Annotated in this window: 27 protein-coding genes; 17 read left to right on the top strand and 10 right to left on the bottom strand. The window is 53.9% G+C overall.

Translation table 11 applies throughout. The features are described from left to right. Positions 1-11: 11 nt before the first annotated feature. From bet to xis, 9 genes are read left to right on the top strand one after another with little or no spacing between them, the layout of a single operon-like run. Positions 12-857, top strand: a complete 846-nt coding sequence (gene bet / locus ACOTXR_RS20870; RefSeq protein WP_421767079.1) for a phage recombination protein Bet — start codon at positions 12-14, stop codon at positions 855-857. Continuing rightward, positions 854-1,534: a lambda exonuclease family protein gene (locus tag ACOTXR_RS20865; RefSeq protein WP_421767078.1), complete on the top strand. Its 681-nt coding sequence runs from the start codon at positions 854-856 to the stop codon at positions 1,532-1,534. The genes bet and ACOTXR_RS20865 overlap by 4 nt, the downstream gene beginning before the upstream one ends. Before the next feature lie 2 nt (positions 1,535-1,536). Continuing rightward, positions 1,537-2,001 (top strand): hypothetical protein, encoded by a 465-nt coding sequence (locus ACOTXR_RS20860; RefSeq protein ID WP_421767099.1) that lies wholly within the window; start codon positions 1,537-1,539, stop codon positions 1,999-2,001. Further along, positions 1,998-2,657, top strand: a complete 660-nt coding sequence (locus ACOTXR_RS20855; RefSeq protein WP_421767077.1) for an MT-A70 family methyltransferase — start codon at positions 1,998-2,000, stop codon at positions 2,655-2,657. Before ACOTXR_RS20860 ends, ACOTXR_RS20855 begins: the two co-directional genes overlap by 4 nt. Continuing rightward, complete coding sequence (locus tag ACOTXR_RS20850) at positions 2,654-2,872, top strand: hypothetical protein (RefSeq protein ID WP_150324920.1); 219 nt, start codon at positions 2,654-2,656, stop codon at positions 2,870-2,872. The genes ACOTXR_RS20855 and ACOTXR_RS20850 overlap by 4 nt, the downstream gene beginning before the upstream one ends. Beyond that, complete coding sequence (locus tag ACOTXR_RS20845; RefSeq protein ID WP_200923683.1) at positions 2,869-3,480, top strand: hypothetical protein; 612 nt, start codon at positions 2,869-2,871, stop codon at positions 3,478-3,480. Before ACOTXR_RS20850 ends, ACOTXR_RS20845 begins: the two co-directional genes overlap by 4 nt. Then, complete coding sequence (locus tag ACOTXR_RS20840; protein ID WP_200923684.1) at positions 3,477-3,668, top strand: DUF1382 family protein; 192 nt, start codon at positions 3,477-3,479, stop codon at positions 3,666-3,668. The genes ACOTXR_RS20845 and ACOTXR_RS20840 overlap by 4 nt, the downstream gene beginning before the upstream one ends. Further along, positions 3,665-3,907 (top strand): DUF4060 family protein, encoded by a 243-nt coding sequence (locus ACOTXR_RS20835; protein WP_057057841.1) that lies wholly within the window; start codon positions 3,665-3,667, stop codon positions 3,905-3,907. Before ACOTXR_RS20840 ends, ACOTXR_RS20835 begins: the two co-directional genes overlap by 4 nt. A 46-nt stretch (positions 3,908-3,953) precedes the next feature. Continuing rightward, positions 3,954-4,238, top strand: coding sequence for an excisionase Xis (gene xis, locus ACOTXR_RS20830; RefSeq protein ID WP_022651668.1), 285 nt, complete (start codon positions 3,954-3,956; stop codon positions 4,236-4,238). Here xis and ACOTXR_RS20825 read toward each other — a convergent pair. The 6 genes from ACOTXR_RS20825 to rseD all read right to left on the bottom strand — a co-directional run bounded on the left by ACOTXR_RS20825 (position 4,216) and on the right by rseD (position 8,640). Next, positions 4,216-5,445 (bottom strand): tyrosine-type recombinase/integrase, encoded by a 1,230-nt coding sequence (locus ACOTXR_RS20825; protein WP_048981735.1) that lies wholly within the window; start codon positions 5,443-5,445, stop codon positions 4,216-4,218. The genes xis and ACOTXR_RS20825 overlap by 23 nt on opposite strands. A gap of 431 nt (positions 5,446-5,876) precedes the next feature. Then, positions 5,877-6,353 carry a SoxR-reducing system protein RseC gene (gene rseC / locus ACOTXR_RS20820; RefSeq protein ID WP_014884848.1) on the bottom strand — a complete coding sequence of 159 codons (477 nt, stop codon included), beginning with the start codon at positions 6,351-6,353 and terminating at the stop codon, positions 5,877-5,879. Then, positions 6,350-7,303: a sigma-E factor regulatory protein RseB gene (rseB, locus tag ACOTXR_RS20815; protein WP_023331097.1), complete on the bottom strand. Its 954-nt coding sequence runs from the start codon at positions 7,301-7,303 to the stop codon at positions 6,350-6,352. Before rseB ends, rseC begins: the two co-directional genes overlap by 4 nt. After that, the gene (gene rseA / locus ACOTXR_RS20810; RefSeq protein WP_014832926.1) at positions 7,303-7,953 is read right to left on the bottom strand and encodes an anti-sigma-E factor RseA; all 651 of its coding nucleotides are present in this window, start codon (positions 7,951-7,953) and stop codon (positions 7,303-7,305) included. Before rseA ends, rseB begins: the two co-directional genes overlap by 1 nt. Before the next feature lie 31 nt (positions 7,954-7,984). Then, on the bottom strand, positions 7,985-8,560 hold the full coding sequence (gene rpoE / locus ACOTXR_RS20805) for an RNA polymerase sigma factor RpoE (protein WP_006176728.1): 576 nt from the start codon (positions 8,558-8,560) through the stop codon (positions 7,985-7,987). Next, entirely contained in the window at positions 8,557-8,640 is an 84-nt protein-coding gene (gene rseD / locus ACOTXR_RS20800; RefSeq protein ID WP_223605340.1) for a rpoE leader peptide RseD, read from the bottom strand. The genes rpoE and rseD overlap by 4 nt, the downstream gene beginning before the upstream one ends. A 344-nt stretch (positions 8,641-8,984) precedes the next feature. Between rseD and nadB the strand changes: the two genes are divergently transcribed. Next, complete coding sequence (gene nadB / locus ACOTXR_RS20795; protein WP_023331098.1) at positions 8,985-10,604, top strand: L-aspartate oxidase; 1,620 nt, start codon at positions 8,985-8,987, stop codon at positions 10,602-10,604. Here the strand turns inward: nadB and trmN are convergent. Beyond that, a complete protein-coding gene (trmN, locus tag ACOTXR_RS20790; RefSeq protein WP_058691194.1) occupies positions 10,589-11,326 on the bottom strand; it encodes a tRNA(1)(Val) (adenine(37)-N(6))-methyltransferase TrmN in 738 nt (245 codons plus the stop codon). The two genes, nadB and trmN, sit on opposite strands and share 16 nt — an antisense overlap. A 132-nt stretch (positions 11,327-11,458) precedes the next feature. Here trmN and srmB point away from each other — a divergent pair, with 132 nt between their 5' ends. Then, on the top strand, positions 11,459-12,787 hold the full coding sequence (gene srmB, locus ACOTXR_RS20785) for an ATP-dependent RNA helicase SrmB (protein WP_014884852.1): 1,329 nt from the start codon (positions 11,459-11,461) through the stop codon (positions 12,785-12,787). Between the two features lie 52 nt (positions 12,788-12,839). Here the strand turns inward: srmB and grcA are convergent, their stop codons facing one another. Continuing rightward, entirely contained in the window at positions 12,840-13,223 is a 384-nt protein-coding gene (grcA, locus tag ACOTXR_RS20780) for an autonomous glycyl radical cofactor GrcA (RefSeq protein ID WP_014884853.1), read from the bottom strand. 314 nt (positions 13,224-13,537) lie between these two features. Here grcA and ung point away from each other — a divergent pair, with 314 nt between their 5' ends. Next, on the top strand, positions 13,538-14,227 hold the full coding sequence (ung, locus tag ACOTXR_RS20775) for a uracil-DNA glycosylase (RefSeq protein ID WP_014884854.1): 690 nt from the start codon (positions 13,538-13,540) through the stop codon (positions 14,225-14,227). 40 nt (positions 14,228-14,267) lie between these two features. On the opposite strand, the gene ACOTXR_RS20770 is transcribed toward ung, so the two are convergent. Continuing rightward, entirely contained in the window at positions 14,268-15,398 is a 1,131-nt protein-coding gene (locus tag ACOTXR_RS20770; protein WP_058691193.1) for a tRNA/rRNA methyltransferase, read from the bottom strand. A 204-nt stretch (positions 15,399-15,602) separates the two neighbouring features. Here ACOTXR_RS20770 and trxC point away from each other — a divergent pair, with 204 nt between their 5' ends. From trxC to ACOTXR_RS20745, 5 genes are all read left to right on the top strand, one after another. Continuing rightward, positions 15,603-16,022, top strand: coding sequence for a thioredoxin TrxC (trxC, locus tag ACOTXR_RS20765; RefSeq protein ID WP_014884856.1), 420 nt, complete (start codon positions 15,603-15,605; stop codon positions 16,020-16,022). Between the two features lie 69 nt (positions 16,023-16,091). Further along, a complete protein-coding gene (tapT, locus tag ACOTXR_RS20760; RefSeq protein ID WP_014884857.1) occupies positions 16,092-16,790 on the top strand; it encodes a tRNA-uridine aminocarboxypropyltransferase in 699 nt (232 codons plus the stop codon). Between the two features lie 35 nt (positions 16,791-16,825). Continuing rightward, positions 16,826-19,489: a bifunctional acetate--CoA ligase family protein/GNAT family N-acetyltransferase gene (locus tag ACOTXR_RS20755; protein ID WP_222834657.1), complete on the top strand. Its 2,664-nt coding sequence runs from the start codon at positions 16,826-16,828 to the stop codon at positions 19,487-19,489. Positions 19,490-19,599: 110 nt separating this feature from the next. Continuing rightward, positions 19,600-20,955 (top strand): CDP-diacylglycerol--serine O-phosphatidyltransferase, encoded by a 1,356-nt coding sequence (pssA, locus tag ACOTXR_RS20750; protein WP_023331103.1) that lies wholly within the window; start codon positions 19,600-19,602, stop codon positions 20,953-20,955. A 45-nt stretch (positions 20,956-21,000) separates the two neighbouring features. Next, positions 21,001-21,324: a YfiM family lipoprotein gene (locus tag ACOTXR_RS20745; protein WP_421767076.1), complete on the top strand. Its 324-nt coding sequence runs from the start codon at positions 21,001-21,003 to the stop codon at positions 21,322-21,324. Here ACOTXR_RS20745 and ACOTXR_RS20740 read toward each other — a convergent pair. Beyond that, a complete protein-coding gene (locus tag ACOTXR_RS20740) occupies positions 21,321-22,616 on the bottom strand; it encodes an MFS transporter (RefSeq protein ID WP_421767075.1) in 1,296 nt (431 codons plus the stop codon). The two genes, ACOTXR_RS20745 and ACOTXR_RS20740, sit on opposite strands and share 4 nt — an antisense overlap. Between the last annotated feature and the right edge of the window lie 233 nt (positions 22,617-22,849).

The raw sequence follows: 22,849 nt of genomic DNA, 5'->3' as shown, positions 1-22,849 counted from the left end.
GGGGATTAACGATGGCAAACGAATTAACAATCACGGCGAGTGCGCTGGCGGAAAAAGGTATCGACGTCGCTACCTGGAGCGCGCTGAAGAACAGTATCTACCCTGGCGCCAAAGACGAATCGGTAATGATGGCGCTCGATTACTGCCGTGCCCGCCAGTTGGATCCGTTGCTGAAGCCTGTTCACCTCGTGCCGATGAGCATCAAAGACTCAAGAACGGGTAAAAGCGAATGGCGTGACGTGGTAATGCCGGGCATCGGGCTTTACCGCATTCAGGCGGACCGCTCAGGTGATTATGCCGGTGCCCGCGAACCAGAGTTCGGGCCAGACACGACTCAGATGCTCTCTGGTGTCGAGGTTACCTTCCCTCAGTGGTGCAAATACACCGTTTTCAAGCGCATGCCCAGCGGCGAGATCGTCGAGTTCAGCGCCAAAGAATACTGGATTGAAAACTATGCCACCGGCGGTCGCGACACCACGGCGCCGAATGCAATGTGGAAAAAGCGCCCATACGGCCAGCTGGCGAAATGCGCAGAAGCCCAGGCGTTGCGTAAAGCATGGCCTGAGATTGGACAGCAGCCTACCGCCGAAGAAATGGAAGGTAAATCACTGGACGTAGATATCCGTGACGTCACGCCGCGCAACACCACTGAAGCACTTCCACCAGCAGCAAGCGAAGAAACGCTGCAGGCGATAACCGATCTCTTAACGACCCTGGATAAAGACTGGGAGAAAGACTTCCTCCCTGTGTGCAGCGACATCTTCAAACGGCCAATTCTTGAGGCGTCAGACCTCACTGAAGAAGAGGCACAGAAAGGGTTCAACTTCCTTCAGAAAAAAGCTAAGGCGGCAGCATGACACCCGAAATTATCCTGTCCCGGACTGGCATTGACGTAACCACGATCCAACAGGGCGATGAGGCGTGGCACCGGCTGCGCCTCGGCGTTATAACCGCCTCAGAAGTGCACAACGTCATCGCCAAGCCAAGATCGGGAAAGAAGTGGACTGACATGAAAATGTCCTACTTCCACACGCTGCTCGCCGAGGTATGCACCGGCGTCGCGCCAGAGGTTAACGCCAAGGCGCTGGCCTGGGGCAAGCAGTACGAGGAAGACGCCCGCACCCTCTTCGAGTTCACCACGGACGTGAAAGTCACGGAGTCTCCGATCCTGTTCCGTGACGAGAGCATGCGCACCGCGTGCTCCCCTGACGGCCTGTGCAGTAACGGGTTCGGTCTTGAGCTTAAATGCCCTTTCACCTCTCGCGACTTCATGAAATTCCGCCTTGGCGGTTTCGAAGCAATCAAGTCTGCGTACATGGCCCAGGTGCAGTACAGCATGTGGGTGACTGGAAAAGACGCCTGGTTCTTTGCAAACTACGACCCACGCATGAAGCGCGAAGGCATTCACCACGTCGTCGTTGAACGGGATTCACAGTACATGACCGATTTCAACGAAATGGTGCCTGAGTTCATCGAGAAGATGGACGAGGCGCTGGCAGAGATCGGCTTCACGTTTGGCGAGCAATGGAGGTAACAATGGGAGCAAATCACTGGCAACCATGGGAAAACCTGTTCCTGCATGAAGTTGCCGGACAGATGCCCGTCTCATTGATTGCCGAAAAACTGGAGAGAAGTGAGCGCGCCGTTTACACACAGGCTGCTCGCCTCGATGTGAAATTCCCAGCCAACACCAACCTAAGGAAGTGGACCAAAGCAGAGTTGTTTCTGTTTGGCCGGTTCACTCCCGAGGAAATCGCCACGGCAACCGGCCGCTCTATCCACTCCGTGCGCAGCAAGCGCAACTCACTTGCCCGATCGTCAGGAGGAAAAGTCATGCCTGAATGGGCTACCGAAGAGCTTGCGCTGCTGTGGCGACACTCAAACGCTGAAGTCGCACAGATTACCGGCCGTAGCATTAAAGAGGTCGGAGATAAGCGGCTGCAAACCAATATTGAGCGTAATGGCTGGGATGTTAACGATCCGGAGCGGGAGGATGCATGACCGGAAAATACTCTCTTATCTACGCTGATCCACCCTGGTCTTACGGCAACACCATCAGTAACGGGGCCGCTGCCGATCACTACTCCACCATGAAGTTAATCGACATCAAGCGTCTGCCAGTGTGGGAACTTGCCGCCGAAAACTCGGTGCTGGCGATGTGGTACACCGGAACGCATAACCAGGAGGCTATCGAACTGGCCGAAGCTTGGGGATTTACCGTTCGCACGATGAAGGGCTTTACCTGGGTGAAGCTGAATCAGAACGCCGAATTGCGCATCAACAAGGCGCTGGCCGAGGGTGAAATCAACGACTTTTACGACCTCCTTGATCTGCTTAACGCAGAGACGCGCATGAATGGAGGCAACCACACCCGGGCCAACACTGAGGACCTGTTGATTGCCACCCGCGGCGCCGGGCTGGAACGAAAGCACGCCGGGATTAAGCAGGTGGTCTACAGCCCGCTCGGCGCGCACAGCGAAAAGCCGTGGGAAGTGCGCCACCGTCTGGAACTGCTTTACGGTGATGTGCCACGCATTGAGTTATTCAGCCGCAGCGCGGCGCCGGGCTGGGATCATTGGGGAAATCAGTGCGCCACCGCCGCGGTTGAATTGCTACCCGGCTGCGCCATCGACGTCGTGAAAACGGAGGCCGCATGACGCCAGAAACAGACAACGCCATCCGCGCCGCCTGCCGCCGCTGCACCGAGGAAATCCAGCAGGCCATGCGCAAGAAGCCAAAGCCTAACTGGAACGATACGGTGCCTCCCATCATCAACAAGCATCACAAGAAAATTGAAGCTCTGGGAGTTAGCCTCCTGGAGTTCGTCGTTAAAACTGGCCGCCTTAACGGGCGGTTTGGAGCCGAACAATGAATATGAAAACTGAAAAAATCGTGATGATGGACAGCGATGAAGCGGCCAGCATCCAGACCGTAACTGGTTGGGTAGACCGCCAAGGTCGTTTCTGGGGCGGTGACGAGCACCAGGCGCGTTGGTGCGGCGCTACTCATCGCAAGTGCAAAAACAAACCTGACGAACACCCTATTCATAGCACTCATGGCTATTGCGAAGAATGCCACCGCGAAAGCCGACAGGCGAAGTTCTCTACCTTTGAGCGCGCGGTATGGGCCGGAGAGCCGCTCGTTATCTTTGACAGTGACCAGTACTTTTTCGACGCTGAATCGCTGGCTGATTATTGCTATGAGCACTCCCTGCTGCCGAGCGAGCTGCAGTTAATGATCTGCGAGCCTAACCACCCGCCGGAGTTCGATCTGGAGCAGCACTGCGAAGAGATAATACCTGATGGTGATGACTATTACTGCTTGCCGCAAGCTGTGCGTGATGCTGCTGAGGCGCTGAATAAGGCGCTGAAAGAAAGTGCTCCAGTATCGTGGAGCGCAAGCAATCGCGTGGCGATCGTCTCTGACGACATGCTCAACGATGAGCAGAAGGCCGAAATAATGGCGGAGCGCGCCGCATGAACAGAGCCTCACCAGTTGATTTGAGGAAAAGCCTCGAAATCGCCAACCACCTGGCGCACATCGGGATTCGCTTCGTGCCGATCCCTGTGGCGAACGAGGAAGAATTCCAGACTCTGGCCGCCGAGCTATCTCGACGGCTTGAAAATATGGTGGTCGAAACCGAAAAGAATGAAGGCGGTGCAGCATGAAACTGATTAACCGCGGTAATCAGCAGTCTCCTATCGCGCGACAGGCATGCGACATCGCACTGACTGCCCACCAGCAAAGATACGGCGACTATGGGCGCAGCAAGATGAAAGAGACGTATACGGTGAAGGTTGAAGGCGTGAAGGTCTGGGTGGAGGTGGTGAACCGCAAGGCGAGCTATGTGGCCACGGCAATGACCGGCATGCGCCGCTTGCGTGCCCTTCCCGGCCAGGCGTCCTGATAAAGAATTATCAAACGGCCCCGGTTGGGGCCCTTGGAGAACGAAGATGAGCAAAGCAACCAATAAATTTGAGCTGATGAGCACTAAAGACATCTGCGGGCAGCTGTGTATTTCCTCACGTACGCTCGAACGCTACAGGAAAAGAGCCCCAAACGAGAACCCTTTTCCTGAGCCCGATTGCGCTTACATGGGTGGCCCCAATAAATGGCTAAGAACTAAAGTCACTGCCTGGCAGATTAAAGAGATGTCACGATCAACCCGTAAGCCGATGTCTCACCTGAATCTAACCCGTGATGATAAAGGCCGTCTCACCCGACCTGACGCGGCGTGAACTCCAGAATGTCGGGCTCGACGATGCTCATAAGTCGGGCCCACCACTTACCATATGCCACTCTCATTTCCTCCACATAGGTGTGCTTGTCGTACACCGACCACACACCAGGCAGTTTGTGCCCCAGCATTATCTCGGCGATATGCGGCTCAGTTAGCTCTGAGAAATTCGTTCGCGCAGTTCTGCGTAGGTCATGAATAGTAAAGTGTGGGACCTGCTCGTTATAAGCCTTCAGCATGAACTTAACCAGGTTGCTGCTGATGCTCATGTGAAAGCCTTCGCTCATCGGTTTGTCTTCGTATTTTGAAAAAACAAAGCGTCCTGGCGCCAGCTCAATGGCCCGTTTAATCAGCGGGAGCATTTCCGGGATGATAGGTCGAATTATTGGTTTCTTTGTCTTCCGTCCTGTCTTGTGGTTTTCCCATGGAACAGTCCAGATCCCTTCTTCAAAATCAAAATGTGCGACTTCTGCCTGCCGGAGTTCGCCGACCCTGCACGCCCATATCAGTGACAATTTATAGAGGATCTTGTTTCGCTCAATGAGGCGGGAATCCTCAATGGCTCGCCAGACAATCGCCAGTTCTTTACGGTCTAGGGTTCGCTCGCCCATTTGTTTCTGGATGCCGAAATCACGCCCAGACATTTCTGACAGCGGGTTAACTTCCAGCAGCTGCCGCTTCACAGCCCAGGAATAACACTGTCGGCCGTTGCTGATTACGCGCCGGGTGATCTCGCTGTAACCCTGGGCCAATCGGTCCAGCACAGTGAGCCAGTTATGCAGCGTGAGCTGATGCGCAGGGTATTTACCAAGCTTGGGGAAAACGTGCAATTCGAATGTACGTAAAATCTGCCCTGCGGTTTCTTTCTGAACGCACACCATTGAATGCCATTCACGAAACAGCTCTTCGAAGGTGTACTGGCTGTTAATCTTGGCTTTGTCGAGGCTTTGCCTGATCCGTGGATTTTCGCCACGGGCAAGAATAGCGGCCCACTTAGCGACTTCATCGCGCGCGGCTTTTAATCCGAACTCCGGATAGCTGCCGATCGTCATCTTGTCCTGTTTGCCCAGGAAGCGGAATCGGTAGAAAAAAGTAACGGCCCCCTTTTTGGAGATGCGTACCCACAGACCATCACGGTCTGCCTTTTCTTCAACTTTGTCTCGTTCGCGCCCAAGGCACGACTTTAGATAACTATCTGAAATAGCCATGATTTGTCCCTGCGTGTGTCCATCAGAACGGGAGGTTATGTGTCCATCATAGGATATGGACGCACTGGTGGACACAAAAACCATGACTTATGATGTCGTAGGTTGACTGTACATGCAAACAGTATAATTTTTGGAAAGGCTGATTTGATGGGGATCTTGAGGCGTTTTTGTCGGAGGTTTGCGGAGGCTGACGGAGTATCAATTATCGATGTGAGCAATGATCGAAAAGTTACGTATGTTCTTCATATAGTTAAATAATTATGCCTTACGAATTCCTGGAGGCCGCTGTTCTTAGCCTGACGTTTTTCAGTGCGAAAACGCAGCATTCTACACTACATCCTCGCCACCTGGAAATGCACTTAGAGACAGGTATAGCGTGAAGAAAGGGCGTTTTCTGTATTAGGGCGTAAAAATTGATAAAGCCCGATGGATCATCGGGCCTCAGAAGAGAGCGTCTCGACACGAAGCTGGTCTGGTGCCAACCCAACGCTGAGAATGACAGGCTGCCACTCTTCGCGCGCGGCAAGCTTCGGTGAGAGACCTTTAGCAAGCCAGAATCCCCCGATGCCCCCCAACGCGGCACCGCACATGGCGGCCACATCAGTACCAAACAGCGTCTGGAAAAGGCCGCCCATGATAAATAACCCGACCAACGGAGAGAGATAGACCAGCATAGCGGAACCGAGCAGACTGCCTTCCGCAATCCCCAGTTCAACCTTCTGCCCCGCCACCAGCGGCTGTTCACTTGGCACAGAGATAGTATGCGACGTTTGCGGCCCGAGCTTATTCAGCACGCGGCTGCCGCACCCGGCACGGGATGCGCAGCTATTGCATGAGGCTTTGACATCGCAACTGACGCGCGCAACGCCATTTTGCCACGAGACGACGGTTGCCCACTCTTTAATCATTGCGCGGCCCTGAATTTAATGCTGTCTGAAATGCGCTTCGCCGTCTGCGGAGGTAATTCACCCACAATCGTGATCTCTGCGTTATCACGTACCGTGGTGCTCACCGTGCGACGTCCGGTACGAAGCATTTGCTCAGAGCTGTTTGCCGTTGCGCGGTTGATATTCACCGAGAAACTGAACAAACCGTCGGAATAGAGGCGCGACTCAACGGGCGTGTCAATAGTTGGCAACTGACGACGGCTGCTGGACACTTCGCTAAAGCCTTGCGGGATCCAGGAAGGAACCCAGTTGAAGTTAACGGAATCCCCTGCCGGAACAGAAAGCAGCGGCGGCAGGCTGGCTTTGGCCAGATTCTGCATGCTGTTGCCAACCTGATTGTTCACGCTGAAGGAGATCACGCGGAACTGTTCAAGCGTTTCACCGTCGCGGTCAAGCAGGTCCACACGCATCGGCAGCTTGGTTTCCGCATCAATCCAGACGATATAGCTGTAGCGCGTGCCATCGCGAGCAACCACGCGGATCACTTCACACAGTCTGTCTGCGATGCGCGTACGCCCTACCGAAATAAAATCGTAGTAAGGGGCCAGCCGCTTGAAGTCGGTATAGATGAGTGACGGCAGAGAATCAACGATATAGTCGCCATTGAGCGTGAAAGGCTCCAGGCCGGGCTCGAAATAGCTGATTTCGTTGCCTCGCTGGACAACTTCCCGACGCGGACCATCCATCTGTAAAAGCTGGGCGAGTGGCTGATTATCAAGACGGGCATGACGATAGCGTAACGACTCGACGCCCTGCTTATTGATGCTGATAAATGCCAACTCATAATTGAGTGACTGGCTGGCCAGATTCATTTGCTGCAACAACGCCCCGGATGAAACATCAGCCGAGGCGTTGGCAGAGAAGAACAGGCTACCCGCCATCAAAGACATGGCGAACCAAAGTTGCTTCATTACTGCGATTGCGTTCCTAAAGTTTGGTTTCCGGGCACCTGCACAGCAGCTTGCTGGGTTTGGGCCTGCTCAAACTGAAGCTGTTCAGAGTGCAGACGACGCTGCAACTCGTAATCCTGCAACATCGCATTAATGCGACGGCGCTGCTCCTGCACCTGCTGTTGCTGACCGCCGCTGGCGGAAGCATCAGCCGGTACGCCCAGGCTAACCGGGCTCGCTTTGCCCATCATCGGCAGTGTGTTAAACACTGGCGCTTCTGGCTGCTGATTAGTTTCAGACTGAGTATTATAGTGCTGGACGCCAACGATAACTGCAAGCGATACGCATGCAGCAACCCCCATTTGGGTGAGCTGGCTGGCCCACGGACGCACCTTTTGCCAGAACGGCATTTTCTGCCACTGGTGAGGTGCAGGTTGAGCTTCAGGAATCAGCGGAGTGGTCTGATGAACAGGCTCATTCTCAATGGCCGCCATCACGCGGGCAGAGATATCGAAATGGAGAACCTCGCCGGTATCGCCGCGCAGCGTGTCACGGATGAGATGGTAACTCTCCCAGGTCTCTTGCATTTCGGGAGAATGAGACAGCTCGTTGAGCAGCTCACTATCCAGCGTCTCACCATCCATTAAAGCGGAAAGTTTTTCTTTCTGCATGCCTAATACCTTTTCCAGTATCCCGCTATCGTCAACGCCTGATAAGCGGTTGAACTTTATTATCAATAGCTTCTCGCGCACGGAAGATTCGTGAACGCACCGTGCCGACCGGACAATCCATGATAGCGGCTATCTCTTCATAGCTCAGACCATCAAGCTCCCGTAACGTAATTGCCATGCGTAAATCTTCAGGGAGCGACTCGATCGTGCGAAAAACAATTTGTCTCAGTTCTTCTGACAACATTAAGTTCTCAGGGTTCGAAATTTCTTTCAGCGCACCGCCACTTTCGAAGTTTTCGGCGTCGATAGCGTCTACATCACTGGACGGCGGACGACGACCCTGAGCAACCAGATAATTCTTTGCCGTATTAACAGCAATACGGTACAGCCAGGTATAAAAAGCACTATCTCCCCGGAAAGAATCCAGCGCGCGATAGGCCTTAATAAAAGACTCTTGCACCACATCAGGCACATCACCTGACGGTACATAGCGGGAAACCAGACTCGCCACCTTATGCTGGTAGCGCACCACCAGTAAGTTAAAGGCTTTCTGATCTCCCTTCTGGACCCGTTCAACCAGGACCTGGTCCGTTAACTGCTCGCTCATCCGAGGTAATGTCTCCCCAAACCTAAATTCCACGCGTTATCGAAACGCCACTCTAAAAACACCGCACTTTGAGCAAGCACCGAGTTAGAGTGTCCGATCGTCAATAAGTTCCGTAACGCCTTTGTTTTTGTTCATCGCGCCGCAGACTGTTCATTTTCTCTCATTATAAGTCTGTTCACGATACGCACCACTTTCTGACAAGAAACATCTTTTTTCCCGCGAGAAGAGTAACGCAACCCAGTCTTTATTTCACCACAAAATCTGACGCTAACGATCTGCTTCGCAAAATAATTTCATTCCTTTACCCGCTATTTACTCCGTCTTACGCGTTTAGCCATTGCAACAACCTCTAAAAAAAACGTGCGATAAATCGCACTCAGGTGCTATTCTGACCCAACACTGTTTAGTAAATTAAACAACAATCATGAACACAACATCTGAACTCCATTGTGATGTCCTGATCATCGGTAGCGGCGCTGCCGGTCTCTCTCTGGCGCTGCGCCTTGCCGAACATCAAAACGTTATCGTTCTGAGTAAAGGACCGATAAGTGAAGGTTCCACATTTTATGCCCAGGGCGGCATTGCCGCCGTGTTTGACGAGACCGACAGCATAGCGTCGCATGTAGAAGATACGTTGATTGCCGGCGCCGGGATCGTGGATGCGCACGCCGCAGAGTTCGTTGCCAGCAATGCCCGCCATTGCGTTCAGTGGCTCATCGATCAGGGCGTATTATTTGATACCCAGATTCAGCCTAACGGTGAAGAGAGCTACCACCTCACGCGCGAAGGCGGCCATAGCCACCGCCGCATCCTGCACGCAGCGGATGCCACCGGTAAAGAGGTGGAGACCACGCTGGTGGGTAAAGCGCTTAACCATCCTAATATTCGGGTTCTTGAGCGCAGTAATGCCGTTGACCTGATTATTTCCGACAAGATTGGCCTGCCTGGTCCGCGTCGCGTGGTGGGTGCATGGGTCTGGAACCGTAATAAAGAGAAGGTTGAAACCTGTCAGGCGAAGGCCGTTGTACTGGCGACGGGCGGTGCCTCTAAGGTGTATCAGTACACCACTAACCCGGACATCGCTTCCGGAGACGGTATCGCCATGGCCTGGCGCGCAGGCTGCCGCGTGGCGAATCTCGAATTTAATCAGTTTCACCCAACAGCCCTGTTCCACCCTCAGGCGCGCAACTTCCTGCTGACGGAAGCCCTGCGCGGTGAAGGCGCTTATCTGAAACGCCCTGACGGTACCCGCTTTATGCCGGACTTTGACGCGCGTGGCGAGCTGGCCCCTCGCGATATCGTTGCCCGCGCCATCGACCATGAAATGAAACGTCTGGGCGTGGACTGCATGTATCTCGATATCAGCCATAAGCCAGCCGCATTCATTCGCCAGCATTTCCCGATGATTTACGAAAAGCTGCTGAACCTGGGGATTGATTTGACCCGCGATCCGGTGCCCATTGTGCCTGCGGCCCACTATACCTGCGGGGGCGTGATGGTTGACGATCACGGGCGCACCGACGTAGAAGGTCTGTATGCTATCGGCGAGGTGAGTTATACCGGCCTTCACGGCGCGAACCGTATGGCGTCGAACTCGCTGCTTGAGTGTCTGGTGTACGGCTGGTCAGCGGCGGAAGACATCACGAAACGCATGCCTTACGCCCGCGAGACCGAGCACTTACCTGCCTGGGATGAAAGCCGCGTGGATAACCCGGACGAGCTGGTCGTGATCCAGCACAACTGGCATGAGCTACGGCTGTTTATGTGGGACTACGTGGGGATTGTGCGCACCACAAAACGTCTGGAACGTGCGTTGCGCCGCATTACTATGCTGCAGCAGGAAATTGATGAATATTATGCCAATTTCCGCGTATCAAATAATCTGCTGGAGCTGCGCAATCTGGTGCAGGTTGCCGAGCTGATTGTTCGCTGCGCCATGATGCGTAAAGAGAGCCGCGGCTTGCACTACACCCTGGACTACCCGGATCAGCTTGCTGAATCCGGCCCGTCGATACTGGCTCCGCAGGTTCACATAAACAGATAAAATGCCTGGGTCAGAGCAGTGTAATCTTCGGAATAACGCTGGTCTGGCCCTCGAATCACCATACGGTCATTAAAGCATTCACCTTCTTTTGGCGAGAGCGCCAGCAGCACACGGTGCGGCAGTCGTCCTTCCGTATCAGAAATGTCAGTTCGCAAACGTAATGTCCAGCCAATCTCCTGCGCCAGACTAATAAATGTATTACCCGTGCTTTCTGGCAACACTACGCAAAAAAAGCCCTCTTCAGAGATGAGTTCAGCCGCGCTGGTAAGCAGTGCTTTATGATCGAGTGAACCGGTATAACGCGCCTGTTCACGTTCAGGGGTACCACACTCGACACCGGGCGCGTAGTAAGGAGGGTTGCTGACGATAAGATCGTAACGCGCAGTTTGTTCAGGCGCCCAGACCAGCACATCCGCACATTGAACGCGAATCCGGTCTGCCCAGGGGGATTCGGCCGCATTTTCACTCGCCTGCTCTGCAGCCTGCGCATCGAGCTCAACGGCATCAATCGTGACATGCTCTTCCGTACGCTGGGCCAGCATCAACGCCACCAGCCCGCTGCCGGTACCGATATCAAGAATACGTTTAACACCTGCGACAGGGGCCCATGCTCCCAGTAAAATACCGTCGGTGCCGACTTTCATGGCACAGCGATCGTGGGCGACAAAAAACTGTTTAAACGTAAAACCATCGCGGCGCAACTGCGCTTTGAGTTGAGACATGTCAGGGCAACCTTCTAAGTGAAACTGGAGTAGCATAGGGGAAAGCGAAGGCACCGCAAAGCGATATCCATACAAACAGATGAAGATTACAGCCGTAACGTCTATAATCAGCGCCCCACACAGAGGTAGAACATGACTGTAACGACTTTTTCCGAACTTGAACTCGATGAAAGCCTGCTCAATGCACTTGAGAGCAAAGGCTTTACACGCCCGACCGCCATTCAGGCAGCGGCCATTCCGCCTGCGCTTGAGGGCCGCGATGTGCTCGGTTCTGCGCCAACCGGCACGGGGAAGACAGCAGCCTATTTGCTGCCTGTGTTGCAGCACCTGCTCGACTTTCCACGAAAAAAATCAGGCCCACCGCGTATTTTGATCCTGACGCCTACGCGCGAGTTGGCCATGCAGGTTGCCGATCACGCGCGTGAGCTGGCGGCTAACACCCATCTGGATATCGCCACCATCACCGGCGGCGTGGCGTATATGAACCACGCCGAAGTGTTCAGCGAAAACCAGGATATCGTTGTTGCGACGACGGGCCGTTTGCTGCAGTACATTAAAGAAGAGAACTTCGACTGCCGCGCGGTAGAAACGCTGATTCTGGATGAAGCCGACCGCATGCTGGACATGGGCTTCGCACAGGATATCGAACATATTGCGGGCGAGACGCGCTGGCGTAACCAGACGATGCTGTTCTCTGCCACCCTTGAAGGGGACGCGATTAAAGATTTCGCCGAGCGTCTGCTGGAAGATCCGGTTGAAGTCTCTGCGACGCCCTCTACGCGTGAGCGCAAGAAGATCCATCAGTGGTATTACCGTGCGGACAACCTTGAGCACAAGGTCGAATTACTGAAGCACCTGCTGAAGCAGGAAGATGCTCTGCGTACCATCGTCTTTGTGCGTAAACGCGAGCGCGTGCACGAGCTGGCAGAAATGCTGCGTAATGCGGGCATTAATAACTGCTACCTCGAAGGTGAGATGGCGCAGGTTAAGCGTACCGAAGGCATCAAACGCCTGACCGATGGCCGCGTGAACGTGCTGGTGGCGACAGACGTTGCCGCACGCGGGATCGACATTCCGGACGTGAGCCACGTGATCAACTTCGATATGCCGCGCAGTGGTGATACCTATCTGCACCGCATTGGCCGTACCGGTCGCGCCGGACGTAAAGGTACTGCGATTTCACTGGTTGAAGCGCACGATCACCTGCTACTGCAAAAAATTGGTCGCTATGTTGATGAGCCGCTGAAATCTCGCGTCATTGACGGCCTGCGCCCAACTACCCGCGCGCCGAGTGAAAAAATGACGGGCAAACCGTCCAAGAAAGCACTCGCAAAACGCGCTGAGAGAAAAGAGAAAGAAAAAGAGAAGCCACGCGTTAAGCAACGCCACCGCGATACCAAAAACATTGGTAAGCGTCGTAAGCCAAGCGCTGCCGCGCAGGATACGAAAACTGAAGAGTAAGAAAAAGCCGGGGATTTCCCCGGCTTTTTTATTCCCCCCCGAAACTGGAACCTTACAGGCTTTCAGTAAAGGTACGCGCGATAACGTCGCGCTGCTGCTCTGGGGTCAGTGAGTTAAAACGAACCGCATAGCCAGACACGCGAATAGTCAGCTGTGGGTACTTTTCAGGGTGCTCAACGGCATCCATCAGCGTTTCACGACGCAGAACGTTAACGTTCAGATGCTGACCGCCTTCCACGCGCACTTCCGGTTTCACTTCCATTGGGATTTCACGATATTCGATTTCGCCCAGTTTGCTCACTGGCACGATCTCATCTTCAGTAAAACCGGCTTTTGCCACCACGCAGCGTGCTTCGTTTTTCTCGCTGTCCAGCAGCCAGAAAGAATTGAGCAGATCGTCATTTGCAGCTTTAGTAATCTGGATACCTGTAATCATGTGTTGCCTCCCTTAGGCTACATTAACTGGTGTCGGCCTCACACGGCCAATTGGTAAAACCATTGTTTCTTGTGTGTATATATATCACTCGCACCCCGGCGATTTATTGATTTAAATCAACAAAAACACCAACCACATAAAGAGTGTGGTTTGAATTTATTGTTTTAGATCAATTTAAGCACCTTACCAATTCAACTGGTTGTGTATCTTTTCAAAATAAATTTAGTTACTTAGCGCACGTTTCAGCGCGTCATTTTGCTCACTGGCGTTTAACAGGTAAGCTAGACACAGAATGAGATTCGCAGGAGAGCGAGATGACCACACCGTTGACATGGCACGATGTGCTGGCAGAAGAAAAACAACAACCCTATTTTATCAATACACTCAGCACCGTTGCAGCTGAACGTCAGTCCGGGCAGACGATTTATCCGCCGCAGAAAGATGTGTTCAACGCCTTTCGTTACACTGAGCTGAGCGATGTAAAGGTGGTCATTCTTGGCCAGGATCCGTATCACGGCCCGGGTCAGGCACACGGGCTGGCGTTCTCCGTCCGTCCGGGCGTGGCTATCCCACCTTCTCTGCTCAATATGTATAAAGAGCTTGAGGGAACCGTTCCAGGCTTTACCCGCCCCACCCACGGTTACCTGGAAAGCTGGGCGCATCAGGGTGTGCTGCTGTTAAATACGGTACTCACTGTACGGGCGGGTCAGGCACATTCTCACGCCAGCCTGGGCTGGGAAACCTTTACCGATAAGGTTATTAGCCTGATCAACGAACATCGTGAAGGCGTGGTGTTTTTACTGTGGGGTTCTCACGCGCAGAAGAAAGGGGCGATTATCGACCGTCAGCGCCATCACGTTTTAAAAGCGCCGCACCCGTCTCCGCTGTCGGCACATCGCGGTTTCTTCGGCAGTAATCACTTTGTTCTGGCGAATGAATGGCTGGAAAAACGTGGCGAAACGCCAATTGACTGGATGCCAGTGTTACCGGCAGAGAGCGAGTAGGATTTGAATGTGCCGGGCCAGACCCGGCACATTGAGAGGCTTATGCCTTATTCTGACGCCACCATTCCGCCAGCAGTACGCCGGTCGCAACGGACACGTTCAAACTTTCTACATTACCTGTCCCGTCGATAGAGACGCTCAGATCAGCGCTGGAAAGCGCCGCGTCAGACAGACCGTCACGTTCCTGACCTAATACCAGCACCATTTTACGCGGCAGCGTCGCTTTAAACAGCGGCGTACCAGCATGGCTCGACGTGGTCACGATGGAATAACCCGCTTTACGGAACTGCTCAAGGGCGTCCAGCACGCTGTCGCCGGTGATCGGCTGCACATGCTCCGCTCCGCCTTCTGCAGTGCGGATAGCGGCACCGGATTCCAGCAGTGCGGCATCCTGTAACAGCACACCCTTCACGCCAAAGTGCGCGCAGCTGCGCATCATCGCGCCCAGGTTGTGCGGGTTGCCTACATCTTCCAGCGCCAGCACGCAGTCATCGGCATCCGCCTGGCTGACCCACTGCTGCACGGTGGTGCCGTTACGTTTTTTAATCAGGAAGCAGACGCCGCCGTGGTGCTCGGTACCGGACGCTTTGGTCAGCTCGGCATCATCCACCACGTGGTAGGCTTTACGGTTCGCAGCCATCCAGCGCAGTGCTTCTTTAAAGCGCGGGGTCACGCTCTGGATAAACCAGGCGCGGACGATACACTCAGGGCGGCTCTGGAACAGCGCCTGGCAGGCGTTCTCGCCATACACGCGGGTCTCTTCCGCACGCTGACGGCGCAGCACTTCCGGATCGATAAAGCTTTTGCCGCTGATACCGCCGTGATCGGCTTTCTCTGGCGTCTCATCGCCCGGGGCGCGAGAAACGGTGCGCCACGGGGAGGCGTTGTCACGCGGGAAGTCATCACGCGGACGATCGTCGCGTGGACGGTCACTGCGTGGGCGGTCGGAACGCGGACGGTCATCGCGTTTGCGATCGTCACGTTTGCGGTCATCACCGCGGGTGTTTCTGTCATCGCGGGCGGGGCGACGGCCACCGTCTGCACGAGAAGACGCCGGACGCCCGCCACCTTTTCCGGTACGCGGATTTTGGGTGCGTTTATCAGAGTCATCATCACTGCGGACATACATCACTTTGACCTTGCCGCTTTTGTTTTTCATTTCGTCGTTCATGCTTTTCTCCACCAGCGCTGCGCGAAGCGCGCAGATTACCCGATGTGCCAGCGCATAGCCATAATTTCGTACAAAAGCCTGTGACTATTGTTCTCATTGAATAAAACGCATTGTTGTTTCAAACAGGCTCATTGATAATATGTAACATATTAGAAACATTATCGGCGTTCTGCCGCTGTCCCACGGCTCTATCAGAGGTTAGTTATGAATACCGTATGTGCCAACTGTCAGGCTCTTAATCGCATTCCGGACGATCGGATTGACGATGGTGCGAAATGCGGACGTTGTGGCCACGAACTGTTTGATGGCGATGTCATTAACGCGACGGGTGCTACGCTGGACAAACTCCTCAAGGACGATCTCCCGGTGGTGGTCGATTTCTGGGCACCGTGGTGCGGTCCATGCCGAAGCTTCGCGCCAATCTTTGAAGACGTGGCCGAAGAGCGCAGCGGTAAGATGCGTTTTGTTAAGGTGAATACCGAGGCGGAACGCGAGCTTAGCGCACGTTTCCGCATTCGCAGCATCCCGACCATTATGATCTTTAAAAACGGTGAAGTCGTCGACATGCTCAATGGCGCAGTACCGAAAGCGCCGTTTGACAGCTGGTTAAACGAATCACTGTAACTTTCACGGGGCACATCTTGTGCCCCGCTCCCGCCTCTGCGAAAATGGCGTTTTTCCTTCACTTCGCCCATGACCGATAACGCTGTCCTCCTGTTACGCGCCGAACGCCTTGCACGCGCCACTCGTCCTTTTCTTGCCCGTGGCAATCGCATTCGTCGCTGCCAGCGCTGCCTGCTTCCGCTTAAAGTTTGCCTGTGCGAAACGCTGGCACCCAGTACGGCTAAAAGCCGTTTTTGTCTGGTCATGTTTGATACCGAGCCGATGAAACCCAGTAATACAGGGCGGCTGATTGCCGATATTCTGCCGGATACTGCCGCGTTTCAATGGTCCCGCACCGAGCCGCCACAGGCCCTGCTCGATCTGGTGACAAACCCGGACTATCAGCCGATGGTCGTTTTCCCGGCCTCTTACGCAGGCGACAATCGTCAGGTGCTTTCGGCGCCACCATCCGGTAAGCCACCGCTGTTTATTATGCTGGACGGCACATGGACCGAAGCGCGGAAAATGTTTCGCAAAAGCCCTTACCTTGACGCGCTGCCGGTCATTTCTGTCGATCTTTCCCGCGTCTCGGCTTATCGCCTGCGTGAAGCGCATGCTGACGGACAATATTGCACCGCCGAGGTGGCCATCGCGCTGCTGGATTTAGCCGGGGATACCGCAGCAGCCGGCGCCCTGGGCAACCATTTCTCTTGTTTCCGGGAACGCTATCTGGCGGGAAAAACCATTCATAAGGGCAGCATCACAGCAACAGCGTCAGAAAGCGTTTAAAATCATCAGGTCGCTTGCAATCACGGGAGACTTGCATGAGCCAGCGAGGGTTAGAAGCGCTATTACGTCCTAAATCCATTGCCGTTATCGGCGCATCCATGAAACCGGATCGGGCAGGCTATCTGATGATGCGCAACCTGCTCGCGGGAGGATTTAATGGCCCCGTCATGCCCGTCACGCCGGCTTATAAGGCCGTTCAGGGGGTGCTGGCATGGCCAGATGTGCAGAGCCTGCCTTTTGTGCCGGACCTCGCCGTGCTGTGTACGAATGCGAAACGCAATCTGGAACTGCTGGAAGCACTTGGCAAGAAAGGGTGTAAAACCTGCATTATTCTCTCGTCTCCACCTGAACAGCAACCCGAACTGCTCGCCTACGCCAGCCGCTACCAGATGCGTATCCTTGGCCCGAATAGCCTGGGCCTGCTCGCCCCCTGGCAGGGGTTGAATGCCAGTTTCTCCCCGGTACCGATCCGCAAAGGCAAACTGGCGTTTATCTCGCAGTCGGCTGCAGTATCGAACACAATCCTCGACTGGGCGCAACAGCGCGAAATGGGTTTCTCCTACTTCATTGCCCTGGGCGACAGCCTGGATATCGACGTTGATGAGCTTCTGGATTTCCTGGCTCGTGACAGCAAAACCAGCGCGATACTCCTTTATCTTGAGCATCTGAGCGACGCCCGTCGTTTTGTATCGGCTTCACGAAGTGCTTCGCGCAATAAGCCGATCCTGGTTATCAAAAGCGGTCGCAGTCCTGCTGCCCAGCGTCTCCTGCAGTCTCATTCCGGCATGGATCCCGCCTGGGATGCCGCCATCCAGCGCGCGGGGTTACTGCGGGTGCAGGATACGCACGAGCTTTTTTCCGCCGTTGAGACGCTCAGCCACATGCGCCCACTGCGTGGCGAGAAGTTAATGATTGTCAGCAATGGTGCGGCCCCTGCTGCGCTTGCGCTGGATGAACTGTGGCTGCGCAACGGAAAGCTGGCAACGCTGGGTGAAGAGACGCTTCAACGCCTCAGAGAGGCGCTTCCTACAAGCGTGATGCCCGGCAATCCGCTTGATTTGCGCGATGACGCCAGCAGCGATCGCTATATTCGGGCTATCTCAATTTTGCTGGATAGTCAGGACTTCGATGCATTGATGATTATCCACTCCCCCAGCGCAGTCGCGCCGGGCAGTGAAAGTGCGCGCGCGTTAATTGAAGCTGTACGCAACCATCCGCGCGGCAAATATGTCACTCTGCTGACAAACTGGTGCGGTGAGTTTTCATCTCAGGAGGCACGACGTCTGTTCAGCGAAGCCGGTCTGCCAACCTACCGTACGCCGGAAGGGACCATCACCGCATTTATGCATATGGTGGAATATCGCCGCAATCAGAAGCAGCTGCGCGAAACCCCGGCGCTACCTGGTAACCTGACGGCGAATACCGTCGACGTTCATCGACTCTTGCAGCAGGCTATTGAAGAGGGCGCGACATCGCTTGATACGCATGAAGTGCAGCCCATTCTGGGCAGCTACGGGATGCAAACCCTGCCAACCTGGATCGCCAGCGACAGCGCCGAGGCAGTACATATTGCGGAGCAGATTGGCTATCCTGTCGCTCTTAAGCTGCGCTCTCCCGATATACCGCATAAATCAGATGTTCAGGGTGTCATGCTGTATCTGCGTACGGCAACGGAGGTACAGCAGGCAGCCGATGCCATTTTTGATCGCGTTAAGATGGCCTGGCCGCAGGCCCGGATCCACGGACTGCTGGTACAAAGCATGGCTAACCGCGCAGGCGCTCAGGAACTACGAGTCGTGGTAGAGCACGATCCCGTCTTCGGCCCGCTTATTATGCTGGGAGAAGGTGGCGTGGAGTGGCACCCGGAGGAACAGGCTGTCGTTGCTTTACCGCCGCTGAACATGAACCTCGCGCGCTATCTGATCATTCAGGCGATTAAAAGCAAAAAGATCCGTGGCCGCAGTGCCTTGCGTCCGCTCGATATTGCCGGGTTAAGTCAATTCCTGGTGCAGGTTTCTAATCTGATCGTGGATTGTGCCGAGATCCAGCGGCTGGATATCCATCCGCTACTCGCTTCCGGCAATGAGTTTACGGCGCTGGACGTGACGCTGGATATCGCGCCCTTCGAAAGGGACAGAGAGAGCCGCCTGGCAATCCGTCCATATCCTCTGCATCTGGAGGAGTGGGTAGAGATGAAAAACGGGGAACGCGTCCTGTTCCGCCCAATTCTGCCGGAAGATGAACCCCAGCTGCGGGCCTTTATCTCTCAGGTTACGAAAGAAGATCTCTACTACCGCTATTTTAGCGAAATCAACGAATTTACCCACGATGATTTAGCCAATATGACCCAGATCGACTACGATCGAGAAATGGCGTTTGTTGCCGTGCGTCGTGCAGATCATGATGATGAGATCCTCGGCGTCACGCGAGCCATTTCTGACCCGGATAATGTCGATGCGGAGTTTGCCGTGCTGGTGCGCTCCGATCTTAAAGGCCTGGGGCTGGGTAGACGACTGCTGGAAAAACTCATCAGTTATACGCGAGATCACGGATTGTTGCGCCTGAATGGCATTACTATGCCAAACAATCGCGGTATGGTGACCCTGGCGCGAAAACTCGGATTTGACGTTGATATTCAGCTGGAGGAAGGTATTGTTGCCTTGTCCCTCGTCCTGACATCAGCAGACAAACACGAGTAACCTACTGGAAATGTTACCCACTTTGGACGGGACTGGTGGTATCATTGTCCGCTTATGTTGTTTGCATGGTACAGACAACCCTTCAATGAACAGAGAAGAAACGCACTGTGATGTTGTCAAAATTTAAGCGTAATAAACATCAACAACACCTTGCTCAACTACCGAAGATTTCTCAGTCAGTTGATGATGTAGAGTTCTTTTATGCTCCCGCTCATTTTCGGGAAACGCTTCTGGAAAAGATTGCCAGCGCCACGCGACGCATTTGCATTGTGGCCCTGTATCTTGAACAAGATGAAGGCGGTCGTGCGATCCTCAACGCACTCTATGAAGCTAAACGTCAGCGTCCGGAACTGGATGTTCGCGTACTGGTTGACTGGCATCGCGCTCAGCGTGGCCGTATCGGCGCAGCCGCTTCCAATACTAATGCAGACTGGTATTGCCGCACGGCGCAGGAAAATCCTGGCGTCGATGTCCCTGTTTATGGCGTACCCGTTAATACCCGTGAAGCACTCGGTGTCCTTCATTTTAAAGGGTTCATCATTGATGACAGCGTCCTGTACAGCGGCGCAAGCCTGAATGATGTCTACCTTCATCAGCTCGATAAATATCGCTACGACCGCTACCACCTGATTCGTAATCCACAGATGGCCGATATCATGTTCAACTGGGTTGATAAAAACCTGGTACACGGTCGTGGTGTTAATCGCCTTGACGATCCTGAGCGTCCTAAAAGCCCGGAGATCAAAAATGATGTTCGCGCTTTCCGCCAGGAGTTGCGCGATGCTGTCTACCATTTCCAGGGCGATGCGAACAACGAAGAGTTATCTGTTACCCCGCTGGTAGGGCTCGGCAAATCAAGCCTGCTGAACAAAACGATCTTCCATTTGATGCCATGCGCAGAGCAGAAACTCACCATCTGTACGCCATACTTCAACCTTCCTGCCGTGCTGGTGCGAAATATCATTCAGCTACTGCGCGACGGTAAAAAAGTGGAAATTATCGTCGGCGATAAAACAGCAAACGACTTTTTCATCCCTGAAGACCAGCCGTTCAAAATCATCGGTGCGCTGCCTTATCTTTATGAGATTAACCTGCGTCGTTTCCTGAGCCGTTTACAGTACTACGTCAACACTGACCAGCTGGTTGTGCGTCTGTGGAAAGATGAAGACAACAGTTACCACCTGAAAGGAATGTGGGTCGACGATGAGTGGATGCTGCTGACCGGTAACAACCTTAACCCACGCGCCTGGAGACTGGATCTGGAAAACGCTATTCTCATCCATGACCCGCAGCATGAGTTAGCCGCCCAGCGTGAACGTGAGCTGGAGTTGATTCGCACGCATACTACGGTGGTTAACCATTACCGCGAACTACAGAGCATTGCCGATTATCCGGTGAAAGTCCGTAAGTTGATCCGCCGTTTACGTCGTATCCGTATCGACCGACTTATCAGCCGTATTCTGTAATGTCAGAGCCCTGTCACCCGCAGGGCTTTTTTATGGAGCCCGTTGATGCGTACTTCTCTGCTACTGAGCGTCCTCTTTCTGAGTGGCTGCAGCCAGATGGCCAACGATAGCTGGTCCGGACAGGATAAGGCTCAGCACTTCCTCGCCTCCGCAATGCTGTCTGCAGCCGGTAACGAATATGCACAGCATCAGGGATACAGCCGGGACCGGAGCGCAGCGATAGGATTGATGTTCTCAGTAAGCCTTGGAGCATCAAAAGAACTGTGGGATAGCCGCCCCGCGGGGAGCGGCTGGAGCTGGAAAGATTTCGCCTGGGACGTCGCCGGTGCAACCACCGGTTATGCCGTCTGGCAGATGGCGCATTATTAAAGACGAATGCCCTTCCCTTTGCGATGCAGCATCAGGGAGACAATAAAGGCCAGCGCCCCCATTACCGTCACGTACCAGAAGAATGTCGTTTCACTTCCCCATGATTTAAGCGACAACGCAACGTACTCCGCCGATCCGCCAAACAGCGCATTGGCTACCGCATAAGAGAGCCCTACCCCTAGCGCTCGTACCTGTGCCGGGAACATTTCGGCTTTCAGTATTCCGCTGATCGAGGTGTAGAAACTGACAATCACCATTGCCAGCATCACCAGTGCAAATGCGGCATATGGCGAGGAGACATGCTGAAGGGCTGTCAAAATAGGGACAGTACACAGCGCCGACAGCCCACCAAAGATCAGCATTGAGGTACGGCGACCAATCTTATCGGAAAGCGCACCGATAATCGGTTGTATGAGCATAAAGACAAAAAGTGCCACTGTCATAACAACGCTGGCGACGTTTGCGTGCATTCCGGTGGTGTTCACCAGATACTTTTGCATATAGGTAGTGAAAGTGTAAAAACTGAGAGAGCCGCCCGCAGTGAAGCCCAGCACCATCAGGAAAGCTTTGCGGTTTCGCCATAATCCTTTGAATGTTCCCGCCTCCTTTAGCGTCCTGACCTCTTTCTGCGAGGTTTCATCTAACTGACGGCGTAACCAAAGTGCGACAATCGCCAGTGCTGCGCCCAGTGCGAAAGGAATTCGCCATCCCCATGTGTGAAGTTGTTCGTCTGTCAGGATCTGCTGCAGGATCACCACCACAAGAATCGCCAGCAATTGACCACCAATGAGCGTAACGTACTGGAATGAGGCGTAAAAACCTTTGCGGCCTTCCAGGGCAACTTCACTCATATAGGTCGCACTGGTACCGTATTCACCGCCCACCGATAGTCCCTGGAATAAGCGAGCCAGCAAAAGCAGCGCAGGCGCCCATGTCCCGATCGATTCATACCCTGGTAAGCAGGCGATCACCAGAGATCCAAAGCACATCATACAAACCGAGATCAGCATGGAGGCCTTGCGCCCGCGACGATCCGCAATACGCCCAAACAGCCAGCCCCCAATGGGTCGCATTAAGAATCCGGCGGCAAATACCCCTGCCGTGTGTAGTAGCGGTGTTGTGGTGTTGCCGGACGGGAAGAAGATATGTGCGAAGTAGAGTGAACAGAATGAATAGACGTAGAAGTCAAACCATTCAACCAGATTCCCGGAAGAGGCGCTGACGATTGCCCATACCCTTCTTCGGGTATCACTGTTAGCCAGCGTCCCGTTTGATGTAATACTTTCTGTCATTGTGATTATGCTCCTGCCATAAACAGCGGTGTATTGAGCCAGGAGACTCAATTACCTCGTAAATGAAATGTTATAATTTTGTTATAAATAACATTGAGACAGGGATCACACATTCCATTAGCAGGGTAAGAGATTAAGAGAAAGGCCAGGGGAGAAAAACCAAAAGCAAAAAACCCCGCACCTTACGGTACGGGGTTCTTCTTGATTGATGCCTGGCAGTTCCCTACTCTCAC

It is taken from the genome of Enterobacter cloacae complex sp. IR53030 (genome assembly GCF_049238365.1).
Lineage (GTDB): Bacteria > Pseudomonadota > Gammaproteobacteria > Enterobacterales > Enterobacteriaceae > Enterobacter > Enterobacter kobei.
The sequence above is the reverse complement of the archived record's forward strand: the minus strand, read 5'-3'. Positions and strand labels throughout refer to the sequence as shown.